The sequence below is a fragment of the Jannaschia seohaensis genome (assembly GCF_900116765.1).
Classification (GTDB): domain Bacteria; phylum Pseudomonadota; class Alphaproteobacteria; order Rhodobacterales; family Rhodobacteraceae; genus Jannaschia; species Jannaschia seohaensis.
On record NZ_UETC01000003.1, the window covers coordinates 30,253 to 53,001 of the forward strand.

Consider the following 22,749-nt stretch of genomic DNA (forward strand, 5'->3'; position numbering starts at 1 on the left):
GCTCACCATCGCGACGGGACGATGTCGGTTTGGGCAGCGGGCGCCTTGCGGACAAGTGTCGAGACCTCCCAAAGACCATAGTCCAGCTTGAAGCTCACATGCCGGCTTAGATCGCGTTTGCAGAACGCCATGATCTCGTCCAGCGGCCAGTGAAACAGGTCGTCGCGTTCCCAATCTACATGTTTGGAGATCGAATTGAATGCCAGCCCGCCCGTGACCGACGGCCACACCGCCATGAGCGTGGTCTGCGCCAGGTCGCGGAGCATTTCGTAGCTGCATTCGAAGCGGGAGGTGAAGATGCCGCACAGGATAGCCATATCGAAGGCGCCCGGATCGTACGGTTGCTCGCGTACATCGCGCCGGTCGAAGCGGTGGTCGGGCCACCGTCTGCGCACCTCCGCCAGCACACGGTCATTGAGGTCGACACCGGTATAGGCCACACGATCCAGCAGCGCGTTGGCCTCCAGATAATCGAGCAACAGGCCAAGGCCGCACCCGACGTCCAGCAGCCTGAGGGGCCGGGTGCTGGAATAGGCATCGAAATCGACGTTGGAGAGCAGAGCCTGATACCGGGCCGCCAGATCGGCAGGCTTGGCGGGCCAGCCGAGACTTGTCAGATCGTCCTCCGGGGCAGACCCAGGCGGCAGATATATCTGGGTTACCAGTTCAACGTCTTTTCGCATGGCTTCAAGCGTTAAAAAGTGCCGTCAGCCCCGTCAAGGCATCTGCCCTGTCTGCGCCTGAGGTGGTGGCATCCCGCTCTTGGACGATCTATGTCTCGGGTTGGCCCGTTGCTGACCGATGGCAAGTCATGTCTCGAACGCTTGCAATTATGCAGCCTTATTTCTTTCCCTATATCGGGTATTTCCAGCTTTTGGCGGCGGTCGATTTGATGGTGCTGCATGACGATGTGCAATACATCAAACAAGGCTGGGTCAACCGCAACCGCATCCTGCGCGATGGCTCCCCGGTCTGGCTGACCCTCCCGCTGGTGTCCGGAGATCATCGTGATCACATCATGGACAAACGTCTGTTCGACGGGGCGGCGGCGCGTAACAAGGCGTTCCGGCGCATCTGCGCCTCTTACCGGAATGCGCCATGCTTTGCCGAGACGGCGGCGATGCTTGAGCCGCTCTTCCAAGAACCGGTGGAGGGGATTTCCGAGTTCAACAGGCGATCCCTGTGCGCCGTGGCCGCCAAGATTGGCATCGCGACCCCTGTCGTTTTGGCCTCGGAGCGGGCCTATGGGCAGGACGTGTCAGGGCAGGATCGGGTCCTGCGGATCTGCCAACGCGAAGCGGCGACACACTATATCAACCCGATCGGCGCGCGCCGGATCGGGCTCTATCAGGGGCAGGCGTTCCGCGAGGCGAGGCTGACTCTTTCCTACATCGAGACCGATCCCGACCTGATCTACGATCAGACCAGCGCGCCGTTTGTGCCAAACCTGAGCATCATCGACATCTTGATGCACGTCCCCCGCGACCGCATCCGTGACATGCTGCCGCGTTACTCACTGCTTCCCGGCTAACGCGAGGGCTGCTCCGGCATCGGTCTCCCGCCTCACTTTGCAGCGGTCGGGGAGTGGCGGGCGGCGCGCAACCTCATCACTCGGGTCCGGCTCGATGACGGGCGCTTCTAACGTCGACGGGGCCGAGGAGTTGGCGATGCTGTAGGAGGGGACTGGGATCACGGTAATGTTGAGGCACGAAGCTGTGAAGCGGGGTCAGGTGCGTGCATGTCGATCGAACGGCCACCAATGGAGACCCGTCACATCTGGTGAGTTCGACGATCTGGAGATGCGGCGTGCGCCGATCGGCCATTTCACATTCCATCTGTCACGGATTGGCGTGCAAGCTCGAAGAGTGCAGAGGACAAGGATCTGATCTCTCGGTGCCTCCGGTTGCCCAATCAGATCGAAGGCCGTGTCGCATGGGTGCGACTGCGCCCCTGCGTTCGCGTAGCAAATCCTCCACATTCCGGAGCGATGGAGGGAACCGGACGGAGTGCAATCACCGCAAGGCGGATGATCTCGGGCGTTGTCTTTAGCTCCTTGACGTAGCCGCGCTTGGTCAGTCCCGAAGGCTTCGTCGGCGTTGTGGTCGGCCGCAAGCCGAAGTCCTCTGACAGAACTTCGACATGCATCAAGCGATTCAGCGATTCAGCGATCCGCCGGACTGCCTCGATGCGCGTCCCCCCCCCGGCGGGCGGCGATGGCCGGTTTCGGTTAGACCTGCCTGGTCGCCAAATGCAGCGCAGGCAGGACGGTGAGTCCTGCCTGGCGAAGAGCGCGATGCTTTGGGGCCGCGGACGGCCGGAGGGGTTACCGGTAGATCATCGTCGGCAGCCAAAGCGTGATGGCCGGCACGTAGGTGATCAGGAGCAGCACCAGAACCAGCGGCACCAGGAAGGGCGCGGTGCCCACGACGGCCCGCTCGAACGGTATCTTGGCTATTCGCGCGAGCACATAGAGCACCATGCCCACGGGCGGCGTAAGCAAACCGAGCATCAGGTTCAGCACCATGATCACGCCGAAATGGACCGGATCGACGCCGATGGCGGTGGCGACCGGCAACAGGACGGGCACCATGATCGTGATCGCAGCCACGGTCTCCATGAAACAGCCGACCACGAGCAGGATGATGTTGATCAGCAGCAGGATGACCCAAGGCCGCTCTGATGCCGACAGAAGAAGCCCTGCCACGATTTCCGGGACCCGGTTCGAGGTGAGGATCCAGGCGAAGATGGAAGCCGCTCCCACGACCAGCAGGACAACGGCCGTCGTTTCGATAGTGTCATAGCTGACCCTCAGGAAACGGCGCCAGTTGAGCGTCCGATAGATGACAAGCCCCAGGAAAATGGCCCATGCGCAGGCGGCCACGGCAGCCTCGGTCGGGGTGAAGGCGCCGCTCAGGATGCCACCGACGATGATCACCGGCGTCATCAGCGACAGGAAGGCCCGGCCGAAGGTCTTGTAGAGCACCGAAAACTGGAACGCCTGGTCGCGCGGGTACCCCCTACGGCGCGCCATAATCGCCACCATGGCCATGAGCGCGAGCGCCATCACCAGCCCGGGGATGAAGCCGGCGGCGAAAAGCTGGCCGATCGACGCGCTGGCCACGACGCCGTAGATCACCATGGGCAGCGATGGCGGGATGATCGGCCCAATGGTCGAGGACGCGGCGGTGATGCCGACAGCGAATTCGGGATCGTATTTCGCATCCTTCATGGCCTTGATCTCAATGGCGCCGAGACCGCCGGCATCGGCGACCGCCGCGCCGGACATGCCGGCGAAGATGACTGAGGCGCCGACATTCACATGGCCAAGCCCGCCGCGCATCCAGCCCACGATGGACAGGGCGAAATTGAAGATCCGCTCGGTGATCCCGGCAGTGTTCATCAGGTTGCCTGCTAGGATGAAGAAGGGCACGGCCAGCAGCGGAAAGCTGTCGACGCCGTTGATCATGCGGTGCGCGACGATCATCGACGGCACCGAGCCGCTGACGAGCACGTAGAGTGCCGAAGATCCGGCCAGCGCAATGGCGATCGGCACACCGAAAAGGATGAGCCCGAACAGGGCCACGAAGAGAAGGGCGATTTCCAACTTGGGTCTCCTAGTCCGTGCGTGGCACGCCCTGGGCGTGGAGTTGCGGATCAATCAGCTTGGAGGTTCCGGTACGCAGGTGGCGCCATGCGTTAACCAAGGCGTAGACGGTCATGCCCCCAAAACAAAGGGCGACGAACCAGTAGACGTAGGATTTGGGCACATCGATCGAGACCATCATCTGTTGCGTGCGGCCGGCAAGGCGGATCGTCAGGACGGTGAGAAATCCGAAAAAGGCGATGGTGACGGCATCGATGCCTGCCTGCGCGATGCGGCGCCCGGTGCGGGGTATCCAGCGGTAGAGAAACTCCACCGCGATGTGGGACTCCTTGCGGACGGCCATGATCGCGCCCGTGAAAGTCACGGCAATCAGCAGGAACCGGGCAATTTCCTCTGTCCAGCCAAGGGAGTCGTTCAGAACGTAGCGGGTAAAGAACTGAAGGAAGACGACGAAGGCCAGGATCCAGAAGATCACAAAGACCGGCACATCGTCCCATTTCAGGTCCGACAGGTCGATCTCTTGCTCATCGAAGTGAATTTCAGGAGCTTCGGTGGGAGCGGAGACCCGCTCTTCCGGTCCGTCTGTCATGCCATGGCCCTTGTCAACGGTTCTGGGGGCGGAAGAAACCGGCAGGCGCGTCGGCGCCTGCCGGTCCGGTTTTCGTTGGCTTACTGGCCGATGGCCTGCAGCCGATCGTAGGTCTCCTGGTCCCAGGTCGCCATGTCACCGTTATGCATGACCTTGACGGCTTCGATGAACGGGCCGCGGTCGATCTCGTTCACCTGCACGCCCTCGTCACGGAACCACTGCGCCAGCGCGTTCTCGGACTCGCGGATCGCGTCCGTCGCACAGACCGCCGTGTCCTGCAGGATGCCGGACAGCGTTTCCTGGTCCGCCGCGTCCATGCTGCCCCAGGTCGGTCCGCCGACGATGGTCAGCAGGGCGTCCGTGATGTGACCCGTCAGATTGATGTTGGTCTGGACCTCGTAGAACTTCTTGGCCTGGATCGTCGGCAGCGGGTTTTCCTGCGCATCCACGGTGCCCTGCTGCAGCGCAAGGTAGACCTCGGCGAAGGCGATCGGCGTGGGGTTCGCATCGACGGCCATGGGGAACATCATGTAGAGCGGCGCGTTCGGAACGCGGATTTTCAGACCTTCCATGTCCCCCGGCGCCGTGATCGGCTTGTTCGAGGTGACATGGCGGTTACCGTAGTAGGTCATCGCCACGATGTGGTTGCCGGTGGCGTCGGTATAGCCTTGCGACAGCTCGCCAAAGAGATCGGAGTTCCGGAACGCGTCCCAATGCGCGTAATCGCGGAACATGTAGGGGGCGCCGCCGATGGCGATCGGCCCGTAGGCCCGGCCCGCGAACAGCTGACCCGTATAGATGATGTCGACGGTGCCAAGGCCCAGGCCTTCGTTGATGTCGACCTCCTTGCCCAGCGACGATGCCGGGAAGACCTCGATGCCGTAGCGGTTTCCGGTCGCCTCCATCAGGGCGTCATTCGCCGCGACGGCGCAGGTGTGATAGGGCTCGCTCGTCTCGTAGACATGCGCGAACTTCAGCACGCGGTCGGCCTCTTGAGCCGTTGCGGTGGACGCAAGCGCAATCGCCCCCGCCGCCGCCAGTATGGTCGTTTGCTTAAAGGTAGACGTCATTGGTTTTTCCTCCCTTTTGATGAGTTTCAGCCGTCCGCAGACAGAACCTGCAGGGCCTCGATGCTGTTCCTCCTGGCGAATTCACCAAGCGACACCAGCGTCGTTTCGTCCAGTTTGAGACCGATCACGCGCCGCGACTCGGCCTCTTTCCACTCCCGGTCGCCGGGGGCCATGACCTGCTGATCGGCGGCGACGGCCGACTGGCGGATCGCCTTGAGATAACGGGTCATCACGGCTCGAAAGGCGGCCGCGCCGGAAAAGGCGGCCGGATCCAGGACCAGGACAAAGGCGCCCAGCCCCCGTGGGGTCGACATGTCGTCCGACACCATCGGCGGGAGCTCGGCGCTGAGCGGCGCGTCCGAAAACGCCGAAGATAGCACCTCTGACAACCCGGCCAGACCGGCGCCCTTATATCCGAACAGCGCCCCGCCGAGGGGGGCCAGCATCTCGGCCGCCGCGGGATCGGTCACGTTCATCCCGTGCGTATCCGAGGCGACGTTTTCGGGCAGCGGGATGCCGATGCTCTGGCTCAGCAGGACCCGGTTGTAGGGTATGGAGCTGGTCGCCATGTCCAGCAGCCAGGGCGGGCCGTCCTCGGCCGGGGCGGCGGCGGCGATCGGGTTGGTGCCGTGGAATCTCTCTGCTCCGCCGTGCAGGCGCACAAAAGCGTCGGAGTTGCAGAAGGTGAGCCCCATCAGGCCCTGCCTGGCGATTTCCGTCGCATAGGCTCCGGCGGCTCCGAAATGCGACGAGCCCCGGATGGCGACGGCTCCGATGCCGAACTCCCTCGCCTTGTCGATCGCGATCTCGACCGCCTGATACGTCGCCAGGGCGCCATGCGCATTGTCGGCGTCGAGGACGCAGGCGGCGCCCGTTCCTCCGGCGACACGCGGGCTGGGACGCCGGTTGATCCGTCCCCCGGCCAGGGCCCGCAAGTAGTGCGGCAACAGACGGAATCCGTGCGTATCGACCCCCAGCGTGGAGGCATGCATCAGCGCCCTGGTCACGGCGTCGACGGTGGCCGTATCTGCCCCGACTGCGGCGAGGGCCGCCCGCGAGAACCTCTCCATCTCGGCCAGCGCGATGCGCACCGTCGGCAACGCGCTGGCCTCGCCGTGATCCGAATCTGCAACCCGGTTCAGGTAGTTGGTGGTGGTCTCGGAAATATGGTTCTTCAGCAGTGCCAGCGCGCGGTCGAACTCACCGGACAGCACCATGTCGCAGATGCGCCGGTGTTCCTGCAGCGATCGCGCGTTCAGCTTGGGGTCCAGGGACAGCCGGTTGCGCAGGGCTTGAACCCGGAAGGACAGCATCCGGAAGTTCGCTTCGACATAGCTGTTGCCGCAGTGCTCGAAGATCGCCCTGTGAAAATCGTGGTCCAACAGCTTGTAGGTATCACTGTCGTCCAGGGCCAGGGCCTGCTCCATCCGGCCGACGATGTCGCTCAAGTCCCTGGCCAGCGGGCCGGGGTTGCGGCTGCATGCAAGGCGCATCGCCTCGCTTTCGAGGATCAGGCGCAGCTCTCCAAGCTCGGCGATTTCCGAAGCTCCCATCGAGAACACCCGCGTTGTCCTGTTGGCGGACAAGACGATCAGGCCCTCGCGCTCAAGCTGGAGGAGGGCCTCACGGATCGGGCTCTTGCTGACGCCCAGAAGCCGGACAAGCCCGGACTCGGTGAGCTTTTCGCCCATCGGGAACTCGCCCGAGATGATCCGGCTGCGGATCGCTTCGCGGGCCTGTTCCGACAGTTTCAGCCGTTCGATCGGTTGCGGATTCGCCGATATTTCCAAACTGTCGCCCCCTTCCCGAGGCCGGATGGTATATAATGTATCATCAGACGCAAGCGTTCTGTTTTTCTTCGTTTCAAAAACCTGGACTCGCGCGCGGCGGGCGGGTTTGACCTGTAAAAAATATGATGAAAATCAGATGCCTGATGGCCTTTTCCGGTTCGAGACGCCGCGTCGCCAGTTGGGGGCACCAGCGTCCGGCGGGCCGGTATGGCGCCGGCGCCCCTGCATGCCTGACCCCGTGTGACCGGCGGACGGGCGTCCCGGACCCGCCGCCGGATTCTCGTTGCCCGGAAGGTTCTTTTGCTCTGACCCATTTCGCCGCGGTGTCGATTTTTCAGGGCGCGTTGACGATGGTGTATGCGCGTGACCCCAGATGCCGGGTCCGGCCCGGGATCCATCTCGGCGGAAACGCAGAAGCGCCGGAGGTTCGTGCCGTCGAGATCGCGGACAGCCACATCGGCGATGCGCCAGCGCTGCCCGACCCGCTCAGCCAGATGCGGGCGGATGAGGAGATCGGGAGCATCACCGCCAACGGGGCCTATGATACGCGCAAATGCCATGCGGCCATCGCCGGCGCGGGTGCATGAAACGAGGCGCTGCGGGTCTCGAAATGCCTTGACCCGGCTCTGTGACGGCGATGGAGTGGAGACCACCGCCGAAGCCGCGTCGAGACGAAGATGCCTTGCGTAACACTGTTGGGCCAGCGGCTCATGGCACCTGATTTCGATCGCCAGGCTTGCCGAGTTCCATCTCCGCATCGCCGTCTCGAACGGCTACACTGCGCTGGGCATACCCGTCACGGACGGTTCGGGGCGAGTCTGTCTGGCGAAAGGGAAAGGCTGAAGATCAGCCGATTGGAACAAAAGAGCCCCTTGTCGGAGCCGTTGCGTGATGGCGTCGGCACTGGAGGGTACGGCAAAGCCCGGGTGAGGAAGCAGAGGCCCGTCCTCTCCCGCCACCGGTCGGAGCGGGAACGGCGTGCGACTTATACGCGCGAGACGACGACAACCGCGCTCTTCCTTGCGGCGGTGCTGACGCGCGTCTTTCTGATCGAAAGCCTGATGCTTGCCTCGATCCCTGCCGCGATGGCGGTCTGGGCCCTGGCCCGTCTTCGCTTCCGATCTGGCCCTTTCGCTGACGGGAGCTTTCGCGTCGGGGCGCCTAGTCCAGTTCTGGCCGATGTCGTGACGCCATGACCGACGCGGCGGTGGCCGCGCGGGCGCGACGGTGGCCGGTCATTTCCGCTCTCGGCGTGGTGATGATCTTCACCTGGGGCAGCACCTATTACCTCATGGCGGTCCTGGCCGCGCCCATCGCGACGGATATGGGGTGGAGCCTCGGCGCCATCACGGGGGCGTTGTCGGCGGGATTGCTGGTCGCCGGCCTGGTCTCTCCGATCGTCGGACGGGCTATCGCGCGTCATGGCGGGCGGCCGGTTCTCGCCGCTGGCTGCGCGCTGATCGCGACCGGCCTGCTGGTGATTGCCGGCGCGGCGCATCTATGGATGTTCTGGACAGGGTGGCTGTTGCTCGGCCTCGGAATGGCGGCTGGCCTCTACGATCCGGCCTTCGCCTCGCTGGGGCGCCTTTACGGCCGGGACGCGCGCAGCGCGATCACTGCGCTCACGCTCTGGGGGGGCTTCGCGAGCACGGTCTGCTGGCCGCTTTCCACGCTGATACTGGATGCATGGGGCTGGAGAGCTGTGGCCGTGGCCTATGCCGTCATCCACCTGGTCGGGACCCTGCCGCTGGTTCTATGGGCCATCCCAGCCCCGCCCGGTCGTGTCGAAGATCCGTGCTCCGACAGGCCGGACGCACCGCGGCTCAAGGGGCGGGAGGCGGTCGTGTTCAGGCTGATGGCGGCGATGCTCGTGCTCAACGGGCTCATTGTCGTCAACGTCTCCACATGGCTTTTCACCGTCCTTCAGGCGCAAGGTCTGACCCTCTCCGCCGCGGTCGCTCTGGGCGCGCTCATCGGCCCCGCTCAGGTCGGGGCGCGCGTGCTGGAGATGGCGGGTCGTGGGCGGCATCACCCGATCTGGACAATGGCCATCTCGACCTTCGCCATCGCGGCCGGAATTCTGCTCCTTGCGGCTGACTTTGGCGTCGCTGGAGTGGCACTGGTGCTTTACGGGGGTGGCAACGGCCTGTTCTCGATCGCGCGGGGCGCTCTGCCGCTGGCCGTCTTCGGCCCGGACCGTTATCCCGCTCTCATGGGAAGCCTCGCACGGCCGTCACTCATCGCGCAGGCCGCTGCTCCGGTCCTTGGGGCGTGGGTCATAGCCGGTAGGGGGCCGGAGGCCACGCTCTGGATCCTCGCGGCGCTGGCGCTGGCGAATGCCGGATTTCTGGCTCTCCTGTGGCGCAGCATTCGCGCCTAAGGGCGCAGGACCTGCACATAGGGCCGTCCCGGCCTTGGGATTGCTGGATTACCCGATATCGGCTCCGGTCTCTCACATGCTGGCGGATAGGCGATTTTTCATGGACAGGAGGCGGTCCTTCGCCGGAAGCAATATGCGTGGAAGTCGGATTGCTCGGCCGCGTGCGGGCCGCAGAAAGGCTCCGCCTCGGACGGACCCCGGTCTTTGGGAACAATGACGCCGTTGTCATCGAGCGCCTGAGCTCCGCGTTCTGCGAAGCGTTGGGCGAACCGGTCGATCTCACCCAGCGAAGGACGTATCGGGAGATAACCGAGGCCCTACTCGATGGCTCGGTGGATGCCGCCTGGATCTGCGGCTATCGGATACCGGCCCCCTCGCATCCCGCTCAGGCGGGAGGGTTGGGGAATGAACCGGAAGAATCTCTACCGTATCTACCGCGAGGAGCGGCGGACCCTGCGCAAGCGCGGTGGTCGGAAGCGGGCGCTCGGGCCGGATGGCAACGTGATCACCGGGGGCGCGAACGGATCGGCGACCTGGGCGGCTCGGTTGTCTGGGGCAAGCGGGGACGATGGACGACGACTGGCTGGAACGGAGCGGGTCAGACCGCACGGCTTCCCCGTAGCCGTCATCGGGTGGCATCGCACAGTCACCAGGGCGCCGGGGCCGCCAAGCTCGGACGGGTCGACTGACGCAACAACCGCCGCTTCCGCGCGTAGTCGGCGACCTCCGTTCCGCCGAGGTCAAGGAGCGCTGCCTCGCCGAACTGCGACCCAAGACATGGCCGGCGCAGGCTCAACGCAACCCTGCGCCGTGACGTCGGGACGTCTCAAGACTGCATGGCCATTCGGGTAAGGAAATTATTTGGCTTTGTCGGTCGATGCTTTAACGATTGCATATGGGAGGCATCGAGCGTGATAAATCCGTGAGGGCGGCGCCTGGTCCTCTGGGGGATGCTGACGACACGGAACATACGGACCGCGACCTGCTCATCGCTGCGATCTACGAGGCTGCGGCGGACCCGAGCGCCTATAGCCGCTTCGTGGCGGCGTTGAGCGCGTATCTCGAACAGACGGCAGTCAGGGAATGGCGGATCCGAGATCTGGCCGAGGTCGATATCGAGGCTTTCGAGGCCGATCGCGGTCTCGCAATGCATCTCGCCAACCTCAACGACAAGCTGACCGATGCGCCACACCGCATCCCCCCTGGTAGCCTGCGAGAGCATGTCGCCCGCCGGTCGGGCCTGGCCGTTCTGGTCGACCGGGCAGGGCATATCGCCAGCCTCAGTGCGACGGCGCAAGAGACTTTCGAGAGCGGTCCGCATGCCTTGGAAGACCTCGCGACGCGCTTGCATGCCGAGGATTCCCGCCACTTGCGCGACGCGATTGCCGGGCATGTCATGCATGGGCGCCACCTCGCGCCCCGTATCCTGCGCGGCGAGGCGTTTCATCTCTGCGTCAGGACACAGCGATGCGACACCGATGGCGAGGTCTTCCTCTGCCTCGAAACACTGGCCGTCGACTGGTCGCCTGCGCTGGAGGCGGTTCTCCGGGCGTCTTTCTCCCTCACGCCCGCCGAACTGCGTGTCGCGCGGATGCTCGCCGCAGGCGAGACCGCCAAGTCGATCGCGGCCGGGCTGGACCGATCCGAAGGCACCGTTCGCAATCAGATCAAGTCGATCCTTGCCAAAACCGACACCGGCGGCATCGCCAACCTCAACAGGCTTCTGGCCCTGATAGCCGAAACGGTCGCCGGGGCTCCCATTCTGACCGCGCCGGGGCAGACGGCACTTGCCGATCTCGACATCCTGACACTGCCCGACGGCCGCGCCATGGAGGTGCGCCTGCAAGGTCCGGTCGACGGAAGACCGGTCTTGTTCCTCCACGGCATGCTCTTTGGAAGTGAACTGCCACCCTCCGCCATCGAGCCCCTGGAGAGAAATCACCTGCGGCTGATCGCGCCCGCGCGTCCGAATTTCGGCATGTCCGACCCGTCGCCCGGCAGACCCGAGGATGAGCCGGACCGCCTCGTCGCGGACCTGCTGTTCCTGCTCGACGCCTATGGCGTGGACAGGACGGTCTGCCTGACCAACATCGCCGGCTCGCCCTATGGCTATGCCTTAGCGGCTGCCGCCCCCGAGCGGATTTCGGGGCTGGTTCATGCCGCCTCCGTCCTGCCGGTGCTGAAGGCGCGGCAATTCGTGACCATGCCGCCGACCCAGCGCCTGATCGCCTTTTTGATGCGCTTCGTGCCGGCCTATCTGCCGCCGCTGATGAAATCGGGCATCGCGCAGATCCGCGCGTCGGGCGAGATCCCGTTCCTTGCCACGCTTTACGAAGAAGGCACCTGCGACCATGCCGTCGCGACCCGCCCCGACCTGGTCGACCTGATGACGCGAAGTGTTCATTTCGCTACGGGGCAGGGCTATCTGGGCTGCTATACTGACACGCTCCACGTCGTGCGCGACTGGTCGCACTACGCGACGGCCATCAGTGACAGGGGCATACCCATAATCCATGTCCACGGCCACGCCGACCCGCAATATCCCCTCGACGACGTCGCGCGGTTCGCCGCGCGGTTCCCCTCGGTCGAACTGCGCGGGGTCGAGGGGGCCGGGCAGCTCCTGCTCTTCGACAGGCCCGGCCCGGTGATCGGCGCGGTTGCCGAGCTGCTGCACCGGGCCCAGGGCGCCGGTCGACCGGTGCCGCCAGCCGTATAGCCCATATGGGACATGACAGATCGCCGCACGCGGCGGAACCTGAGTGACGAACGGTCGCTGCTCCGGACGTCACTCGGAGGGCAGGTCATGGACGCGAACACCTACGAAGCAAGGCGCTGCTTCGCGCGGCATCTGCGCTCCACGCTGCTTCTGCAAGGCGTGATGCTCCCAGGCTAGGGCGGCAGCGGACCGCGCGGGATCGATGCTTCTGCCGTCGGCACGGTGTTCGGCGGATTATGTGGAGAGGACCTTACGATGACCCCGATATCTGTCACGATATGCACGGCCCTGTGCATCGCGTTTTCCACGCTTGCCTCCGATGCTCAGACGCTGCCCGATGCGAAACGGACCATGTCGGGCCTCTATGTCACGGCCGCCGAGGCCGCGACGCTCCTGGAAGATCCCGACGTCATCCTGCTCGACGTGCGTTCGCGGGCCGAGGTGGCCTTCGTCGGTATGCCGCACCGGGTCAGCGTCCATATCCCCTACATGCAGATGCCGATGATGCCCGAGTACGACCCCGAGCGGCGGACCTATGCGATGGAGATAAACCCCGATTTCCCTGTCGCTGTCCGCGAGTGGGCGGAGACTCAGGGGATCCGCCCCGATCAGCCCATCATCATCATGTGTCGGTCCGGATCGCGAAGCGCGCGGGCCGCGGATCTCCTTGCGCAGATGGGCTTCACACGGGCCTACTCCATGATCGACGGTTTCGAAGGCGACCGCGCGTCGGATGGGCCTTCGGCCGGGCAGCGTGTCGTGAACGGCTGGCGGAATGCGGGATTGAAATGGGGATACGCGATTGAGGACTGGCAGGCCTACCCGGACGACCGATGACGCCCTCCGGCTGGTCCCCCTTCGGTCACGCCAAGGTGGACGGTCCGGTAGATTATCCTGGGGTCGAACCCGACGGCACGCTGAGCATCGCCGATAAGGTCGACATCTGAGATCCTGGCCAACGGCAGCGGTCGTCCGCCATTCCGGACCGACCGCTGCTCAAATCTGACCGGAGCGTCCCTTCGAAGCCCAAGTCGACCTTGGATCTGCCCGTAGAGACCGATCCGGCCGGTCGCCAATTTCGAACCCGCATGCGACCCGATGCGCAAATCTGCTTTTCCAGTCGCGCGGATTGGCACGACGCCTTGGCCTCCCTTGAAAGAATCGACGCACTCGCCGGTTGAACTGCCAACAGGCCGGCAGGTCCGCTTCGTTCGCTCTTCGGGCCGGCGTTGAGTATGCGTCGAATGTCGGGGCGTCCGGCGCTTCATCTCGACGCGGTAGCCGCAGGGCAAGGGCACGCCGCCCAGCTACGTTCCCTTGCGCCGATCCGTCGCCGACCGAACCTCGGCAGCTGCCGAAGAAGCCGAGCCCGGAGCCGGATTGCCCAACGGGCCGTGGTCATGACAGACACGCCACGCGGAGATGTGCCGGCGGCGCCTGCACCGACATGCGGCGCCGCGGCCAAGGGGGGGGGGACGATCATGCACGCGCTCTTCTTCGAGATGCAGCCGAAACCCGGGCATCTCGACCATTACTTCGAGCACGTGGCGCGCCTGCGACCGGTGCTCGCCCGGCACGAGGGGCTCGTGTTCCTCGACCGCTATAAGGCGCTCGACGACCCCGATACGATCCTGTCGCATCAGCTGTGGGAAAGCGAGGAGGCAATCGTCGCGTGGCGCGAGAACACCGAGCACCGCAGGTCCCAGGAGGCTGGCAACAAGGTGCATTTCAGGGACTATCGCATCCGTGTCGGAGAACGGGTCTTGCACGGAGGGGCACAGATGGACGCCCGCCCGGTTCCGGCAACATCCGCCACGTCCTTCGTGCTGGCGCTCCATGGGTCACGGCCGGTCCAGACAGCGGGGTTCTCAGCATTCGCGAGCTTCAACCGCGAAGGGCAGTACGTCTCGCTGGCGACCTTCGGGGCTGTCGAGGATCTCCAGCGCGCATGCGACGCGGGGCCATGCCCAGACGGCATCGACGAGATCGCGGCCTACGCCATTCGTCGCGACTATGGCCAGTTCGATCGAGCGGATGCGCCTCAGCCAAGGGCTCCATGACGCGCCCCGAATTGCGCACTTGCGCTCGGCGGCCACTCCCCACCCGGAGCCGCTGATCGGCCGCTGCGCTCGGGACCGGGGCGCACCGGGCCGTCCCAGACGGGGCAAGCACGCGCCGGCGCATCGCAACGAGGGCGGAGACCATCCCCCTGAACGGGTCACATCACGCTGCGCCACCCGACGTCCGGCCCTGTGCCGAAGGCATCGGGCGGCGCGACGCGATCGGGCCCCAAGCTCTTGGCCAGTGGCGCCCGAAGCGCGGGGTCCAGATTGTCCCGTTCGACCGAAACGAGCGACAAGGGCACTGGCCCGTCGGCCGCCTGGGGCTGGATCTCGCGCGTCTCTACGGTGACCCCACTGCGGTAATGGCGCAGCGACGGTTCCTCTAGGTCGACCAGCGTGACCGCGTGCTTGCGTGGGGGCTCACAAGTCGGCGCATGCGGCAGGAACACCGAGGCGGGAGCGCGGGGCAGCGTCGCGGGCCGAACTCCTTGTGTCGGCGGCGCGAGTTCGCATGGCATGCGCAAGCATCACCTCGCCGATGACGCCCACGGCGAGGTTCAGGAATGCGCGCAGGATCGTCAGCAACTGCCGCATCCCGCGGAACGGCAGCAGCGTGAACACAGCCAGGATCAGTCCGGTTATCGCGCGCAACACGCCTTTCACGATCTGATCGGCCGCGAACTGCGCGCCGGTCTCGACCAAGCGGGCGCGCACCATCGCCCGGGCGTTGCTAGGCTGGCTTCTGCCTTTGGGGAGCGGACGAGTGTCGATCAGATCCACCATGATCGCGATTTGGCCGGCCTGGACGATGTGGAGGATGTACTCTCTGAGCCAGTACATCACGAGCGCGACCACGCCGATGCCCGTGAGGGCGGCCGCCGAAGACGGCGGTCGAGGCGCGGAAACCTTCATTCCCCAGCACGCAGATCCCCCAGCCAATCCCTGCGCCCCTACCGCTGACGACGCTATGGGCGAGTGCCGCGCCGAAGTAGATCGACATGCGAAACAGCATGACAGGCAGCGTCCGCAGCATCAGATCGACGCCGCGCCGGAATGAACTGTCTCTACTGGTTCCTCCCTTCGGCGCTGTTGCACGAAGCGCCTCAAGGCCGGGGGCTTTCCCCGTTTGATATTGGTCGACGGGCTGCGTGATTTGGATGCCGAGGGCGGTGAAACGGTTGAGGATGCCGAAGGACAGTCGGCCGCCTGTCGAACGACGAGGCAGTCATGGCGCTGCGAGATCGGTGGCGCAGGGCGCAGGCCCCCTCGGAGCGGGCGCATGATTTCACAAAACTGACCTGCGCGCTCTTCTTTCGCGCGGTTTGGGACAAGATCGCGACTGTCTGAGACCGGCCCCAACTGAACACTTTGCGCGACCAGATCCTGGCAGGGCAAACGGCCAAACTGACGCCCTTTCACGAGATATGAGCCAGCTGACCGACTTCGATAATCGACGCGGGGCGGGGCCGATTCAGAACGCTTGCTTTCTGATCGACCCACATCGCCATTGCGCCTTTCGACGCCGGGCAATCCCGTCCCACGGCTCTAGAACGTCGCGGGCGTCTCCGACCATCGCGCCAGCTTGGCCTCGGTTCCAGGTGCCGGACGATGGTGAGATGGCATATCTCGCCCCAGTGCGGCTTCGTCGAGAACCTCGTAGCTGGATCGATAGTCGTATCCGGCCGTGGCCGCTTGATCCCGGCTCATCGCGAAATAGACGGCATTCACGCCTGCCGTGCGAAGCGCCATGGCGCACATGGCGCACGGCTCGCCTGATGCGATCACGGCATGGCCATGAAGGCTGGTCCGTCCGAGTTTGGCTGCCGCGTCGCGAAGCGCTTCGATCTCCGCATGGGCCGTTGGATCGCTCCGAGCGACGACGCGGTTCACGCCTTCTCCGATAACGGATCCGTCCGCATCGACGACGAGCGCGGCGAAGGGCGCGGCGCCCGCGATTGCGCGTTCGGTCGCCATTTCGAGCGCACGCTCCAACAGGGCGTCCAGGCCGGGCAAAGCTTGGGAGGGGGGCATCATGTTCTTTCCCAACTGAGTGGGGCCGGCTTGCGCCGGCCCATGTTTCAGGCGGCCAGCCGTTTGGCCGTGAGACGCGCGACCAGCGCGTCGATCGACTGTTCCGCCTGGGCGAGCGAGGCCTGCAGGCGTTCGTCGGCGAACTCGTCATACTCCACGGCGAGCGAATGCGTCTGGGTGATGCCGATATAGGCGAAAGGCGTCCGCACACCGGGCTCGACATGGTTGCTCTTTTCGAGCCGTTCACCGGGGTCGTAGCCGAAATCGCCACGCGAGGAGAGAACGACCAGTTGCTTGCCTGCGGGCACCATCGGCCAATAGGGCTCGCCATCGCGGTTGCGGTCGAAGCCGAAGGTTCTGCCCACGCGGACGATGTTGTCGATATAGGCCTTGAACTGGGCGGGCACGCCGAAATTGTACATCGGCACCCCCACCACGATCACGTCGGCCGCCAGCAATTCATCGACGAGCGTATCGCTTTCCGCCAGCGCCTCGCGCATCCAGGGCTCGCGCTGATCGGCCGGGGTGAAGGCGGCGTGAATCCACTGCCCGGTCACCGGGGCCGGAGGGGTTTGTCCGACGTCGCGGTAGAGGATCGTGTCGTGCGGGCGGCGGGCGCGCCACGCTTCGACGAACTTCGCGCTCAGACGCCTGCTGTGGGAGCCGAAGCGGGTTTCGTCGGAGCGGCCGGGGCGAGCGCTCGCATCGATATGCAGAATAGTGGGCATGGGAAGTCTCCTGGTCCTGAGGGGGTGTCACCGGGTCTCATGGGCCATTTTTCCCATGCATCGGCCTTCGCCGACAAAGACAGCATTTCTGCCGGTGGATGAGATCCGCTCATTCAACTGGTCTATTTCCGAGCGGATGGCTGCCCTCGGAGTTTCTTCCTGGCAAGGATCCCATCGCGGCTGACGACCCGAAGCAGGCGATTTATGCCTCTCGTTCGCGCGAACTCCCCCTGAGGTCCAGGCGCGAGAATTTGAATGACGCCCGCTCGATGGTATCTTTGATGATGAAGCCAGACTCATGTATAAGAGGGCATGCTCCGCGCCATGCCCTCCCTCATTTCGCTTCGCGCCTTCGAAGCCGCCGCCCGCCTCGGGAGCTTCAAGGACGCCGCAGAAGAGCTTTCGGTGTCGCCGACCGCCGTGTCGCACCACATCCGCGGGCTCGAACAGACGCTCGACACACAGCTCTTCGTACGCGAGACCCGCGCGGTGCATCTGACCGAGACGGGGCGGCGGCTGTCCGAGCGGCTGGCCTCCGCCTTCACCGAAATCACCGACGCGCTGAGCGAAGTTCATGCCACCGAGCATGACCTGACGGTGACGACCACCCCGGCCTTCGCGGCCCTCTGGCTGGTGCCGCGATTGGAGGCGTTCCAGGCGGCGCATCCCGAGATCCGCCTCAGGCTCGAAACCGGGACGGTGCCCGTCGATCTTGCTCGGGACCGGCGGGTCGATCTGGCGATCCGCTACGGAGTTGAGGAGGGGCCGTTGCTGGCGCGCGCGCTCCCGCAGGAGCGGATCGGCCTCTATGGTGCGCCGCATGTCGTGGCCGCGCTTGGCGGGCGTCTCGATGGCGCGACGATCCTGAGCACCGAGTGGGAACAGCCGGGCCTGCCGTCGATGACCCCCGAAGCCTGGGTTGCGGCCGCTTCCTCCGAGGGCAGGCCTAAGCTGCGGCATTTCGAGCAGGAGCATCACGTCGCCCAATGCGCGATCGCGGGGCAGGGGCTGGCGCTTATCAGCAACGTCCTTGCGGGGGATCTGGCGGCGCGCGGGCTGCTGATACCCTTCCGGCCGGATATTCAGGTGCCGGGGCTCTCCTACAGCGTGCTGTGTCTGCCGGAGCGGGTTCGGGTGCGAAAGATCGCGCGGTTCATTCGCTGGCTCGAGGCGGCGTTCGATCGGGCTTGATCCGCGCCGGGGCGCTCCAGCGGAGTTTCATGCCGCACCAGCGGCGCCGCCAGCTGCGGTTGAGGTGCGACCTACTCCGGCGTCCGCAGGCGGGGCGCCCAATTTGAAACCCTGCCGATGAGATGTTCCGCAGCGAGGAGCGCCAGCCGGCTCCCAGCCATGCCGCGTCCTGTTGCCCGAACCGGCCGCGTCTCGGCCATCGACGCGCCGCACCTGCCCGCACTGTCAGGCCACGAGGCCGAGCGCCTTGTCGGTGGCCGTCCCGTCATACTTGTTGCGCGGTGGCCATGGGCGGTCTTGCCAGCGCGGTGTGAACGCGAAGCTCGAAACGGAACGGCCGTCGACCAGCGCCCCGTTCCCGGCGCCGAGAGCATAGTCGTAGTAGAGCTTGACGATCTCTTCCCGGCTTACTTGCTCAGTCGCCGGGTGGGACATGCACGCCTCCCGCCAGGCGCGCACGCGGCGATACTCGGACGTGTCCGGCAGCTGGAAATCCTCGTAGTAGTCGAGAAACCAGAAGCGCTTGAACATCGGCGTGAAGACCGCCTCGGCCAGTCCGAACCGGTCGAAGAGAAAGGGCCCCTCCGGCGCGTGTTCGAGCAGGAAGGCGTCGATGTCACGATAGAGGGACAGCAGCTTGTCGGCATGGGCGTCGCGGCGGTCCCGCTCCTGGTTCATGACGAAGAGATACCCCGCCATCGTGAATGGCCCCTCTCGCGCGACGAGCATCGACTCGATCGCGTGTTCTGCCGGGTCGCTCCTGCGCAGGGGCGGGCCGTCGATCGCCTCGTCGAGATAGCGCAGGATGACGAGGCTTTCCTTGAGGATCCTGCCGTCCGGCAATTCGAGAACCGGGAGCGCGGTGGTCCCTCGCGTCTTGGCCAGAAGCTCCGGGTCGCGGGGCTTCGTGATATCGACCACCCGGAACTCGACCGCGTCGCGCCGGCCGCGCTGCTCCAGCAGGATTTCCAGCCGCTGGGAAAACGGGCAGACCGGGATGTGATAGACGATATGGCGCGCTGTCATTGGCTCACTCCAGGGGCGGACCGGTAAAGCGGAGGTTGTGGCGCCGGGCGGACTCCTCGATCGCGGGCATGTCCTCCGGAATACTGAACTGGCCCGAGGCCATATCGGCGAAGAACCCCTCGAAGCCGCCCGGCGTCAGGATCACGAGATGCCGGGACGGCGCGTCACCGACCACCTTGAAGGTGTGGCTCTTGCCGCGCGGGATGAACACGCTCTCGCCCGGGCCGACGAGACGCGCGTCGCCCTCGATCCAGACCTTGCAGCTGCCGGTGATCATCACGAAGGTCTCGTCCTCGGCCTCGTGGACGTGCCGCGGCGGGCCGCTGCCCACGGGCGAGAGGCTGTCCACGATGGACATGGCGCCGCCAGTCTGTTCCGGCGACAGGATGGTCTTGTAGCGGACGCCGAGCCACTCGATGGCGTCGGGATCGGCGGTCAGGTCCTTCATCTTTCCACTCCGTTCGGGGACACGAACGAACGCGCGTTCGTTGACGGGAGCATAGGTCGGGGCCACGGTATCGAACAAACCGCATTCCCCGATACAGGCTATCGCCCTGGTGAATTTCGCGACCTTCGACCTGAACTTGCTGCGTGTGCTGGACGCGATCTTTCGCGAGGGCTCGACCGTGAAGGCCGCCGCGCGACTGGGCCTGTCGCAATCCGCCGTATCCGGCAGTCTGTCGCGCCTGCGCCATGCCCTGGGCGACCCGCTCTTCGTGCGGCAGGGCAACAGGCTGGTCGCGACCGATTACGCCGCCGGGCTGCGCGATCCCGTCAGGCAGGAGCTCGAACGGATCGAAGCGATGCTCTCACCGGTGGCGCGGTTCGACCCGAAAACCGCCGAGGGCACGTTCCGCATCGCGGCCAGCGATTTCTTCGCCGAGATGCTGATGCCGCGCCTCGGGGAGCTGCTGCTCCAGAAGGCCCCAGGTATTCGGGCGCAACTCATCGATCTCGTCCCTCAGGACTATGTGGCCAGCCTCGAACGCCGCAATGCGGATCTCGCGCTGATCCCCGATACCACGCTACCGGATTGGGTCAGGCGAGAAGAGCTCTTCCGCTCGCCTTTTCATGTCATCGCGCGCCGTGGGAATCCGGGCGTCGAGGGGCTCGAGTCAGGCCAGGTCATGCCCATCGACGTGTTCTGCACTCTGCACCACGTCCTGTTTTCACCGGAGGGCAACATCGCGGCAATGGGCGATGCCGCCCTGGCGGAGTTGGGGCGGCAGCGGCGCGTCGCGATGACGGTGCCTGTGTTCTCGGGCGTGTGCCGTGTGGTGCGGGAAAGCGATCTCATCGCGCTCGTGCCGGCGCAATTGGCAGCCGACGTCTCCGACGCCTTCGGCCTCCAGGTGTTTGAGCCGCCCATGCCGATAGACCCGCCGCTCATCATCGGCACCTGGCACAGGCGGTCGGACAAAGCGCCGCTTGCACGCTGGATGCGGGACCAGGTTTTCGGCCTCTTGCGCCGATTGGACCTTTGACAGGGCAGTCGAGGCAGCGTGAGACTCGCCGTCGCTGATACGGCGGCGGTGGATTTGTGCCGCGATGATGGTGTTGCCCGGCGATCCGATGAATTAGGCTCGCTCCGAGTCGGAGGAGGCGGACGAATAGCGGGCGGGCAGAAGCACTGGGACGAGGTCTATGGCGCACGGTCAGAGGAGGCGTTGACCTGGTTCGAGGCCACGCCCGCGCTGTCGCTCGAACTCGTTCATGCGCATCTGCACCCGGGCGAGCCGTTCATCGATATCGGCGCCGGCGCATCGCGCCTGGTGGATGCGTTGCTGGATGAGGGGTTCGGCCCGCTGACCGTGCTGGACCTGTCGGGCGCCGCATTGGCGGTCAGCAGGCGGCGCCTCGGCGCGCGGGGCGACGCCATCGCCTGGATCGAGGCGAACATCACGACATGGCAGCCCGAGCGGGTCTATGCAGTCTGGCACGACCGTGCCGTGTTTCACTTCCTGACCGGGGCCGAGGAGCGTGCCGGCTACGCCCGCGCGCTGTCTGCTGCGCTCAAACCGGGCGGGATCGCGATCATCGCCACCTTTGCGGATGACGGGCCGGAGACGTGCTCGGGCCTGCCCGTGATGCGCTACGCGCCCGAGGCTCTGGCAGAGGAACTCGACAGGCTGCTGCCGGGCCGGTTTGAGGCGCTGGACGCGCAACGCCACATGCACATCACGCCGAAGGGCAATCGCCAGAGCTTTCAGTATAGCGTGTTCCGCAAGGCGGATCGCTGAGACCAGCGCGCCGCCGCCCGCGTCTGAAGCCGGTTGCCGAATGGCCCGCCAAGCCCCTAGGGTCGGGCCATGACCGATACCGACCCATCGCAGAACGCGGACCCCGCAGCAGGATTTCGCATCGAGGCTGGGGCAGGGGAGTGGACCGCCACGATCCTGTCGGCCGTTCCCGAGGGGGCCGGGCTCTCCGTGGCCGTGCGCCCGGACGGCCCCGTCTCGATCCATCTCGTGCATGCCGATGCCTTCCAGGCCCTGCCCGAGACAGGCGCCGCGCTATACAGCGCGCGGGTGACCGGCCCGGTGCGCTTCGAGGTCGCGGCGGCGGTGCCGGGGGATCATGCGCTCGTGCTCGACAATCGCGGCGGGGCGGAACGGCGGCGCGCCGAGGTCGAGATTACCGCCACCGCCCCCGGCGGCGTCGAGCCTGAGGCTTACGAGGCCGCGGCCGACGCGATGCTGCGCGCCGTCTCCGAGGGGATGGCGCAGATGCTGCGCTTCGATCCGGGGTTTAGCGCCGGGCGCTGCGGGCGGGTCGCGCCCTTCGGCGAGGGCGGGCTGGTCTGCATCGAGTTTCCGCTGACGGTGATGGCCCGCGTCACCCCGCGCGAGGCGGCGTCGGGGATCATCATGCTGACGATCTTCTGCCGGCTGGCCGAGGGCATGGCCGCGCGTCTCGGCCGCCGCCTGTCGAGCGAGGAGCGGGACGGGTTGGCCGTCGCCACCATGACTGTGCTGGGCTATGGCGGGCCGGCCCGTGCCGCGCTCGCCCATCTCGCCACGCCCGGCGCCGCCGAGGTCCTGCGCGCCGAGATGGAGGCCGATGCCGACATCCTGCCCGATACCGGCCGCGCGCAGAGGCTGCGGGACGAGGGCGAGGCCGGCGTCGCGCGGTGGCATGACGTATTGCTCGCCTCACTTTCGGACATGGTTCTGGAGCGGATCGAGACGGCGCCACCGAGCTGGACGAGTGCCGGGGCGGTGGCGACGGAGCGGGCCGCGCGCGCCGGTTGAGTCGGTTGTTTCCGAAAGGGAAACGACTCGCGCGCTGCGGGCCGATAGCGGACAGATTCGCAATGGTGGGCGGCGGCGCGACGACTAAGTTAATGAAATGTCCCCAAAATTGAAAATTTTCAGGGTTCCGCTGCGTCAGGGTTTGTGAGACGCTTCGCGGTATAACGGAATATTTCGTCGGCCATCGCGGCACCTTTTAAGACGGCTACCGGGATCAGATTTCGAGCGCCCGGATAGCGTCTCACATTGCGGCGGTGATGGGGGGTGCGTGCGCTTTCGGCGCGTGTCCAAGCGGCGCGGGGGAGAGAAA

19 protein-coding genes and 2 pseudogenes are annotated in these 22,749 nt (G+C 65.5%); 11 read left to right on the top strand and 10 right to left on the bottom strand.

What is annotated here, in order from left to right; genetic code table 11:
* Positions 1–2 precede the first annotated feature (2 nt).
* Entirely contained in the window at positions 3–683 is a 681-nt protein-coding gene (locus DTQ71_RS08205; RefSeq protein WP_109563821.1) for a methyltransferase domain-containing protein, read from the bottom strand.
* Positions 684–832: 149 nt separating this feature from the next.
* Here DTQ71_RS08205 and DTQ71_RS08210 point away from each other — a divergent pair, with 149 nt between their 5' ends.
* Positions 833–1,531, top strand: coding sequence for a WbqC family protein (locus tag DTQ71_RS08210; protein WP_170125359.1), 699 nt, complete (start codon positions 833–835; stop codon positions 1,529–1,531).
* Between the two features lie 792 nt (positions 1,532–2,323).
* Here the strand turns inward: DTQ71_RS08210 and DTQ71_RS08215 are convergent.
* The 4 genes from DTQ71_RS08215 to DTQ71_RS08230 all read right to left on the bottom strand — a co-directional run bounded on the left by DTQ71_RS08215 (position 2,324) and on the right by DTQ71_RS08230 (position 7,053).
* Positions 2,324–3,604: a TRAP transporter large permease gene (locus DTQ71_RS08215; RefSeq protein ID WP_109563823.1), complete on the bottom strand. Its 1,281-nt coding sequence runs from the start codon at positions 3,602–3,604 to the stop codon at positions 2,324–2,326.
* Between the two features lie 10 nt (positions 3,605–3,614).
* Positions 3,615–4,193: a TRAP transporter small permease gene (locus DTQ71_RS08220; protein ID WP_109563824.1), complete on the bottom strand. Its 579-nt coding sequence runs from the start codon at positions 4,191–4,193 to the stop codon at positions 3,615–3,617.
* An 80-nt stretch (positions 4,194–4,273) separates the two neighbouring features.
* A complete protein-coding gene (locus DTQ71_RS08225; protein ID WP_109563825.1) occupies positions 4,274–5,263 on the bottom strand; it encodes a sialic acid TRAP transporter substrate-binding protein SiaP in 990 nt (329 codons plus the stop codon).
* A 26-nt stretch (positions 5,264–5,289) separates the two neighbouring features.
* Positions 5,290–7,053 carry an Ldh family oxidoreductase gene (locus tag DTQ71_RS08230; protein ID WP_109563826.1) on the bottom strand — a complete coding sequence of 588 codons (1,764 nt, stop codon included), beginning with the start codon at positions 7,051–7,053 and terminating at the stop codon, positions 5,290–5,292.
* Positions 7,054–7,430: 377 nt separating this feature from the next.
* Between DTQ71_RS08230 and DTQ71_RS08235 the strand changes: the two are divergent.
* The 6 genes and pseudogenes from DTQ71_RS08235 to DTQ71_RS08260 form a co-directional block, all read left to right on the top strand.
* Positions 7,431–7,896, top strand: a pseudogene (locus DTQ71_RS08235) (transposase); the annotation flags it as partial.
* 349 nt (positions 7,897–8,245) lie between these two features.
* Entirely contained in the window at positions 8,246–9,433 is a 1,188-nt protein-coding gene (locus DTQ71_RS08245; protein ID WP_109563828.1) for an MFS transporter, read from the top strand.
* A 360-nt stretch (positions 9,434–9,793) separates the two neighbouring features.
* Positions 9,794–9,922 (top strand): annotated as a pseudogene (locus tag DTQ71_RS24175) (IS3 family transposase); the annotation flags it as partial.
* A 433-nt stretch (positions 9,923–10,355) separates the two neighbouring features.
* Positions 10,356–12,149, top strand: coding sequence for a bifunctional helix-turn-helix transcriptional regulator/alpha/beta hydrolase (locus tag DTQ71_RS08250; protein WP_170125360.1), 1,794 nt, complete (start codon positions 10,356–10,358; stop codon positions 12,147–12,149).
* Between the two features lie 255 nt (positions 12,150–12,404).
* Positions 12,405–12,986: a rhodanese-like domain-containing protein gene (locus tag DTQ71_RS08255; RefSeq protein ID WP_109563830.1), complete on the top strand. Its 582-nt coding sequence runs from the start codon at positions 12,405–12,407 to the stop codon at positions 12,984–12,986.
* Positions 12,987–13,630: 644 nt separating this feature from the next.
* Complete coding sequence (locus DTQ71_RS08260; RefSeq protein WP_170125361.1) at positions 13,631–14,209, top strand: antibiotic biosynthesis monooxygenase family protein; 579 nt, start codon at positions 13,631–13,633, stop codon at positions 14,207–14,209.
* A gap of 423 nt (positions 14,210–14,632) precedes the next feature.
* On the opposite strand, the gene DTQ71_RS08265 is transcribed toward DTQ71_RS08260, so the two are convergent.
* The 3 genes from DTQ71_RS08265 to DTQ71_RS08275 form a co-directional block, all read right to left on the bottom strand.
* Positions 14,633–15,124: a hypothetical protein gene (locus tag DTQ71_RS08265; RefSeq protein WP_109563832.1), complete on the bottom strand. Its 492-nt coding sequence runs from the start codon at positions 15,122–15,124 to the stop codon at positions 14,633–14,635.
* A gap of 633 nt (positions 15,125–15,757) precedes the next feature.
* Positions 15,758–16,204: a nucleoside deaminase gene (locus tag DTQ71_RS08270; protein WP_211317114.1), complete on the bottom strand. Its 447-nt coding sequence runs from the start codon at positions 16,202–16,204 to the stop codon at positions 15,758–15,760.
* Positions 16,205–16,290: 86 nt separating this feature from the next.
* Positions 16,291–16,971: an FMN-dependent NADH-azoreductase gene (locus DTQ71_RS08275; RefSeq protein ID WP_109563834.1), complete on the bottom strand. Its 681-nt coding sequence runs from the start codon at positions 16,969–16,971 to the stop codon at positions 16,291–16,293.
* Positions 16,972–17,295: 324 nt separating this feature from the next.
* On the opposite strand from DTQ71_RS08275, the gene DTQ71_RS08280 reads away from it, so the two are divergent.
* The gene (locus DTQ71_RS08280; protein WP_170125363.1) at positions 17,296–18,162 is read left to right on the top strand and encodes a LysR substrate-binding domain-containing protein; all 867 of its coding nucleotides are present in this window, start codon (positions 17,296–17,298) and stop codon (positions 18,160–18,162) included.
* Positions 18,163–18,387: 225 nt separating this feature from the next.
* Here DTQ71_RS08280 and DTQ71_RS08285 read toward each other — a convergent pair whose 3' ends face one another.
* Both DTQ71_RS08285 and DTQ71_RS08290 read right to left on the bottom strand, forming a co-directional pair.
* Complete coding sequence (locus DTQ71_RS08285; RefSeq protein ID WP_109563836.1) at positions 18,388–19,188, bottom strand: glutathione S-transferase family protein; 801 nt, start codon at positions 19,186–19,188, stop codon at positions 18,388–18,390.
* Positions 19,189–19,192: 4 nt separating this feature from the next.
* Entirely contained in the window at positions 19,193–19,636 is a 444-nt protein-coding gene (locus tag DTQ71_RS08290) for a cupin domain-containing protein (protein ID WP_109563837.1), read from the bottom strand.
* A 109-nt stretch (positions 19,637–19,745) separates the two neighbouring features.
* Here DTQ71_RS08290 and DTQ71_RS08295 point away from each other — a divergent pair, with 109 nt between their 5' ends.
* The 3 genes from DTQ71_RS08295 to DTQ71_RS08305 all read left to right on the top strand — a co-directional run bounded on the left by DTQ71_RS08295 (position 19,746) and on the right by DTQ71_RS08305 (position 22,439).
* On the top strand, positions 19,746–20,672 hold the full coding sequence (locus DTQ71_RS08295; protein ID WP_109563838.1) for a LysR family transcriptional regulator: 927 nt from the start codon (positions 19,746–19,748) through the stop codon (positions 20,670–20,672).
* 183 nt (positions 20,673–20,855) lie between these two features.
* Positions 20,856–21,428, top strand: a complete 573-nt coding sequence (locus DTQ71_RS08300; protein WP_211317115.1) for a class I SAM-dependent methyltransferase — start codon at positions 20,856–20,858, stop codon at positions 21,426–21,428.
* A 69-nt stretch (positions 21,429–21,497) separates the two neighbouring features.
* The gene (locus tag DTQ71_RS08305) at positions 21,498–22,439 is read left to right on the top strand and encodes a hypothetical protein (protein ID WP_109563839.1); all 942 of its coding nucleotides are present in this window, start codon (positions 21,498–21,500) and stop codon (positions 22,437–22,439) included.
* Positions 22,440–22,749 lie beyond the last annotated feature (310 nt).

Bases quoted from the DNA above. Each gene is read 5' to 3' on its own strand.
- DTQ71_RS08285 (WP_109563836.1), bottom strand. From the start codon at position 19,188: ATGACAGCGCGCCATATCGTCTATCACATCCCGGTCTGCCCGTTTTCC.
- DTQ71_RS08305 (WP_109563839.1), top strand. From the start codon at position 21,498: ATGACCGATACCGACCCATCGCAGAACGCGGACCCCGCAGCAGGATTT.
- DTQ71_RS08220 (WP_109563824.1), bottom strand. From the start codon at position 4,193: ATGACAGACGGACCGGAAGAGCGGGTCTCCGCTCCCACCGAAGCTCCT.
- DTQ71_RS08245 (WP_109563828.1), top strand. From the start codon at position 8,246: ATGACCGACGCGGCGGTGGCCGCGCGGGCGCGACGGTGGCCGGTCATT.
- DTQ71_RS08265 (WP_109563832.1), bottom strand. From the start codon at position 15,124: ATGAAGGTTTCCGCGCCTCGACCGCCGTCTTCGGCGGCCGCCCTCACG.
- DTQ71_RS08210 (WP_170125359.1), top strand. From the start codon at position 833: ATGCAGCCTTATTTCTTTCCCTATATCGGGTATTTCCAGCTTTTGGCG.
- DTQ71_RS08280 (WP_170125363.1), top strand. From the start codon at position 17,296: ATGCCCTCCCTCATTTCGCTTCGCGCCTTCGAAGCCGCCGCCCGCCTC.
- DTQ71_RS08290 (WP_109563837.1), bottom strand. From the start codon at position 19,636: ATGAAGGACCTGACCGCCGATCCCGACGCCATCGAGTGGCTCGGCGTC.
- DTQ71_RS08260 (WP_170125361.1), top strand. From the start codon at position 13,631: ATGCACGCGCTCTTCTTCGAGATGCAGCCGAAACCCGGGCATCTCGAC.
- DTQ71_RS08225 (WP_109563825.1), bottom strand. From the start codon at position 5,263: ATGACGTCTACCTTTAAGCAAACGACCATACTGGCGGCGGCGGGGGCG.
- DTQ71_RS08255 (WP_109563830.1), top strand. From the start codon at position 12,405: ATGACCCCGATATCTGTCACGATATGCACGGCCCTGTGCATCGCGTTT.
- DTQ71_RS08205 (WP_109563821.1), bottom strand. From the start codon at position 683: ATGCGAAAAGACGTTGAACTGGTAACCCAGATATATCTGCCGCCTGGG.
- DTQ71_RS08275 (WP_109563834.1), bottom strand. From the start codon at position 16,971: ATGCCCACTATTCTGCATATCGATGCGAGCGCTCGCCCCGGCCGCTCC.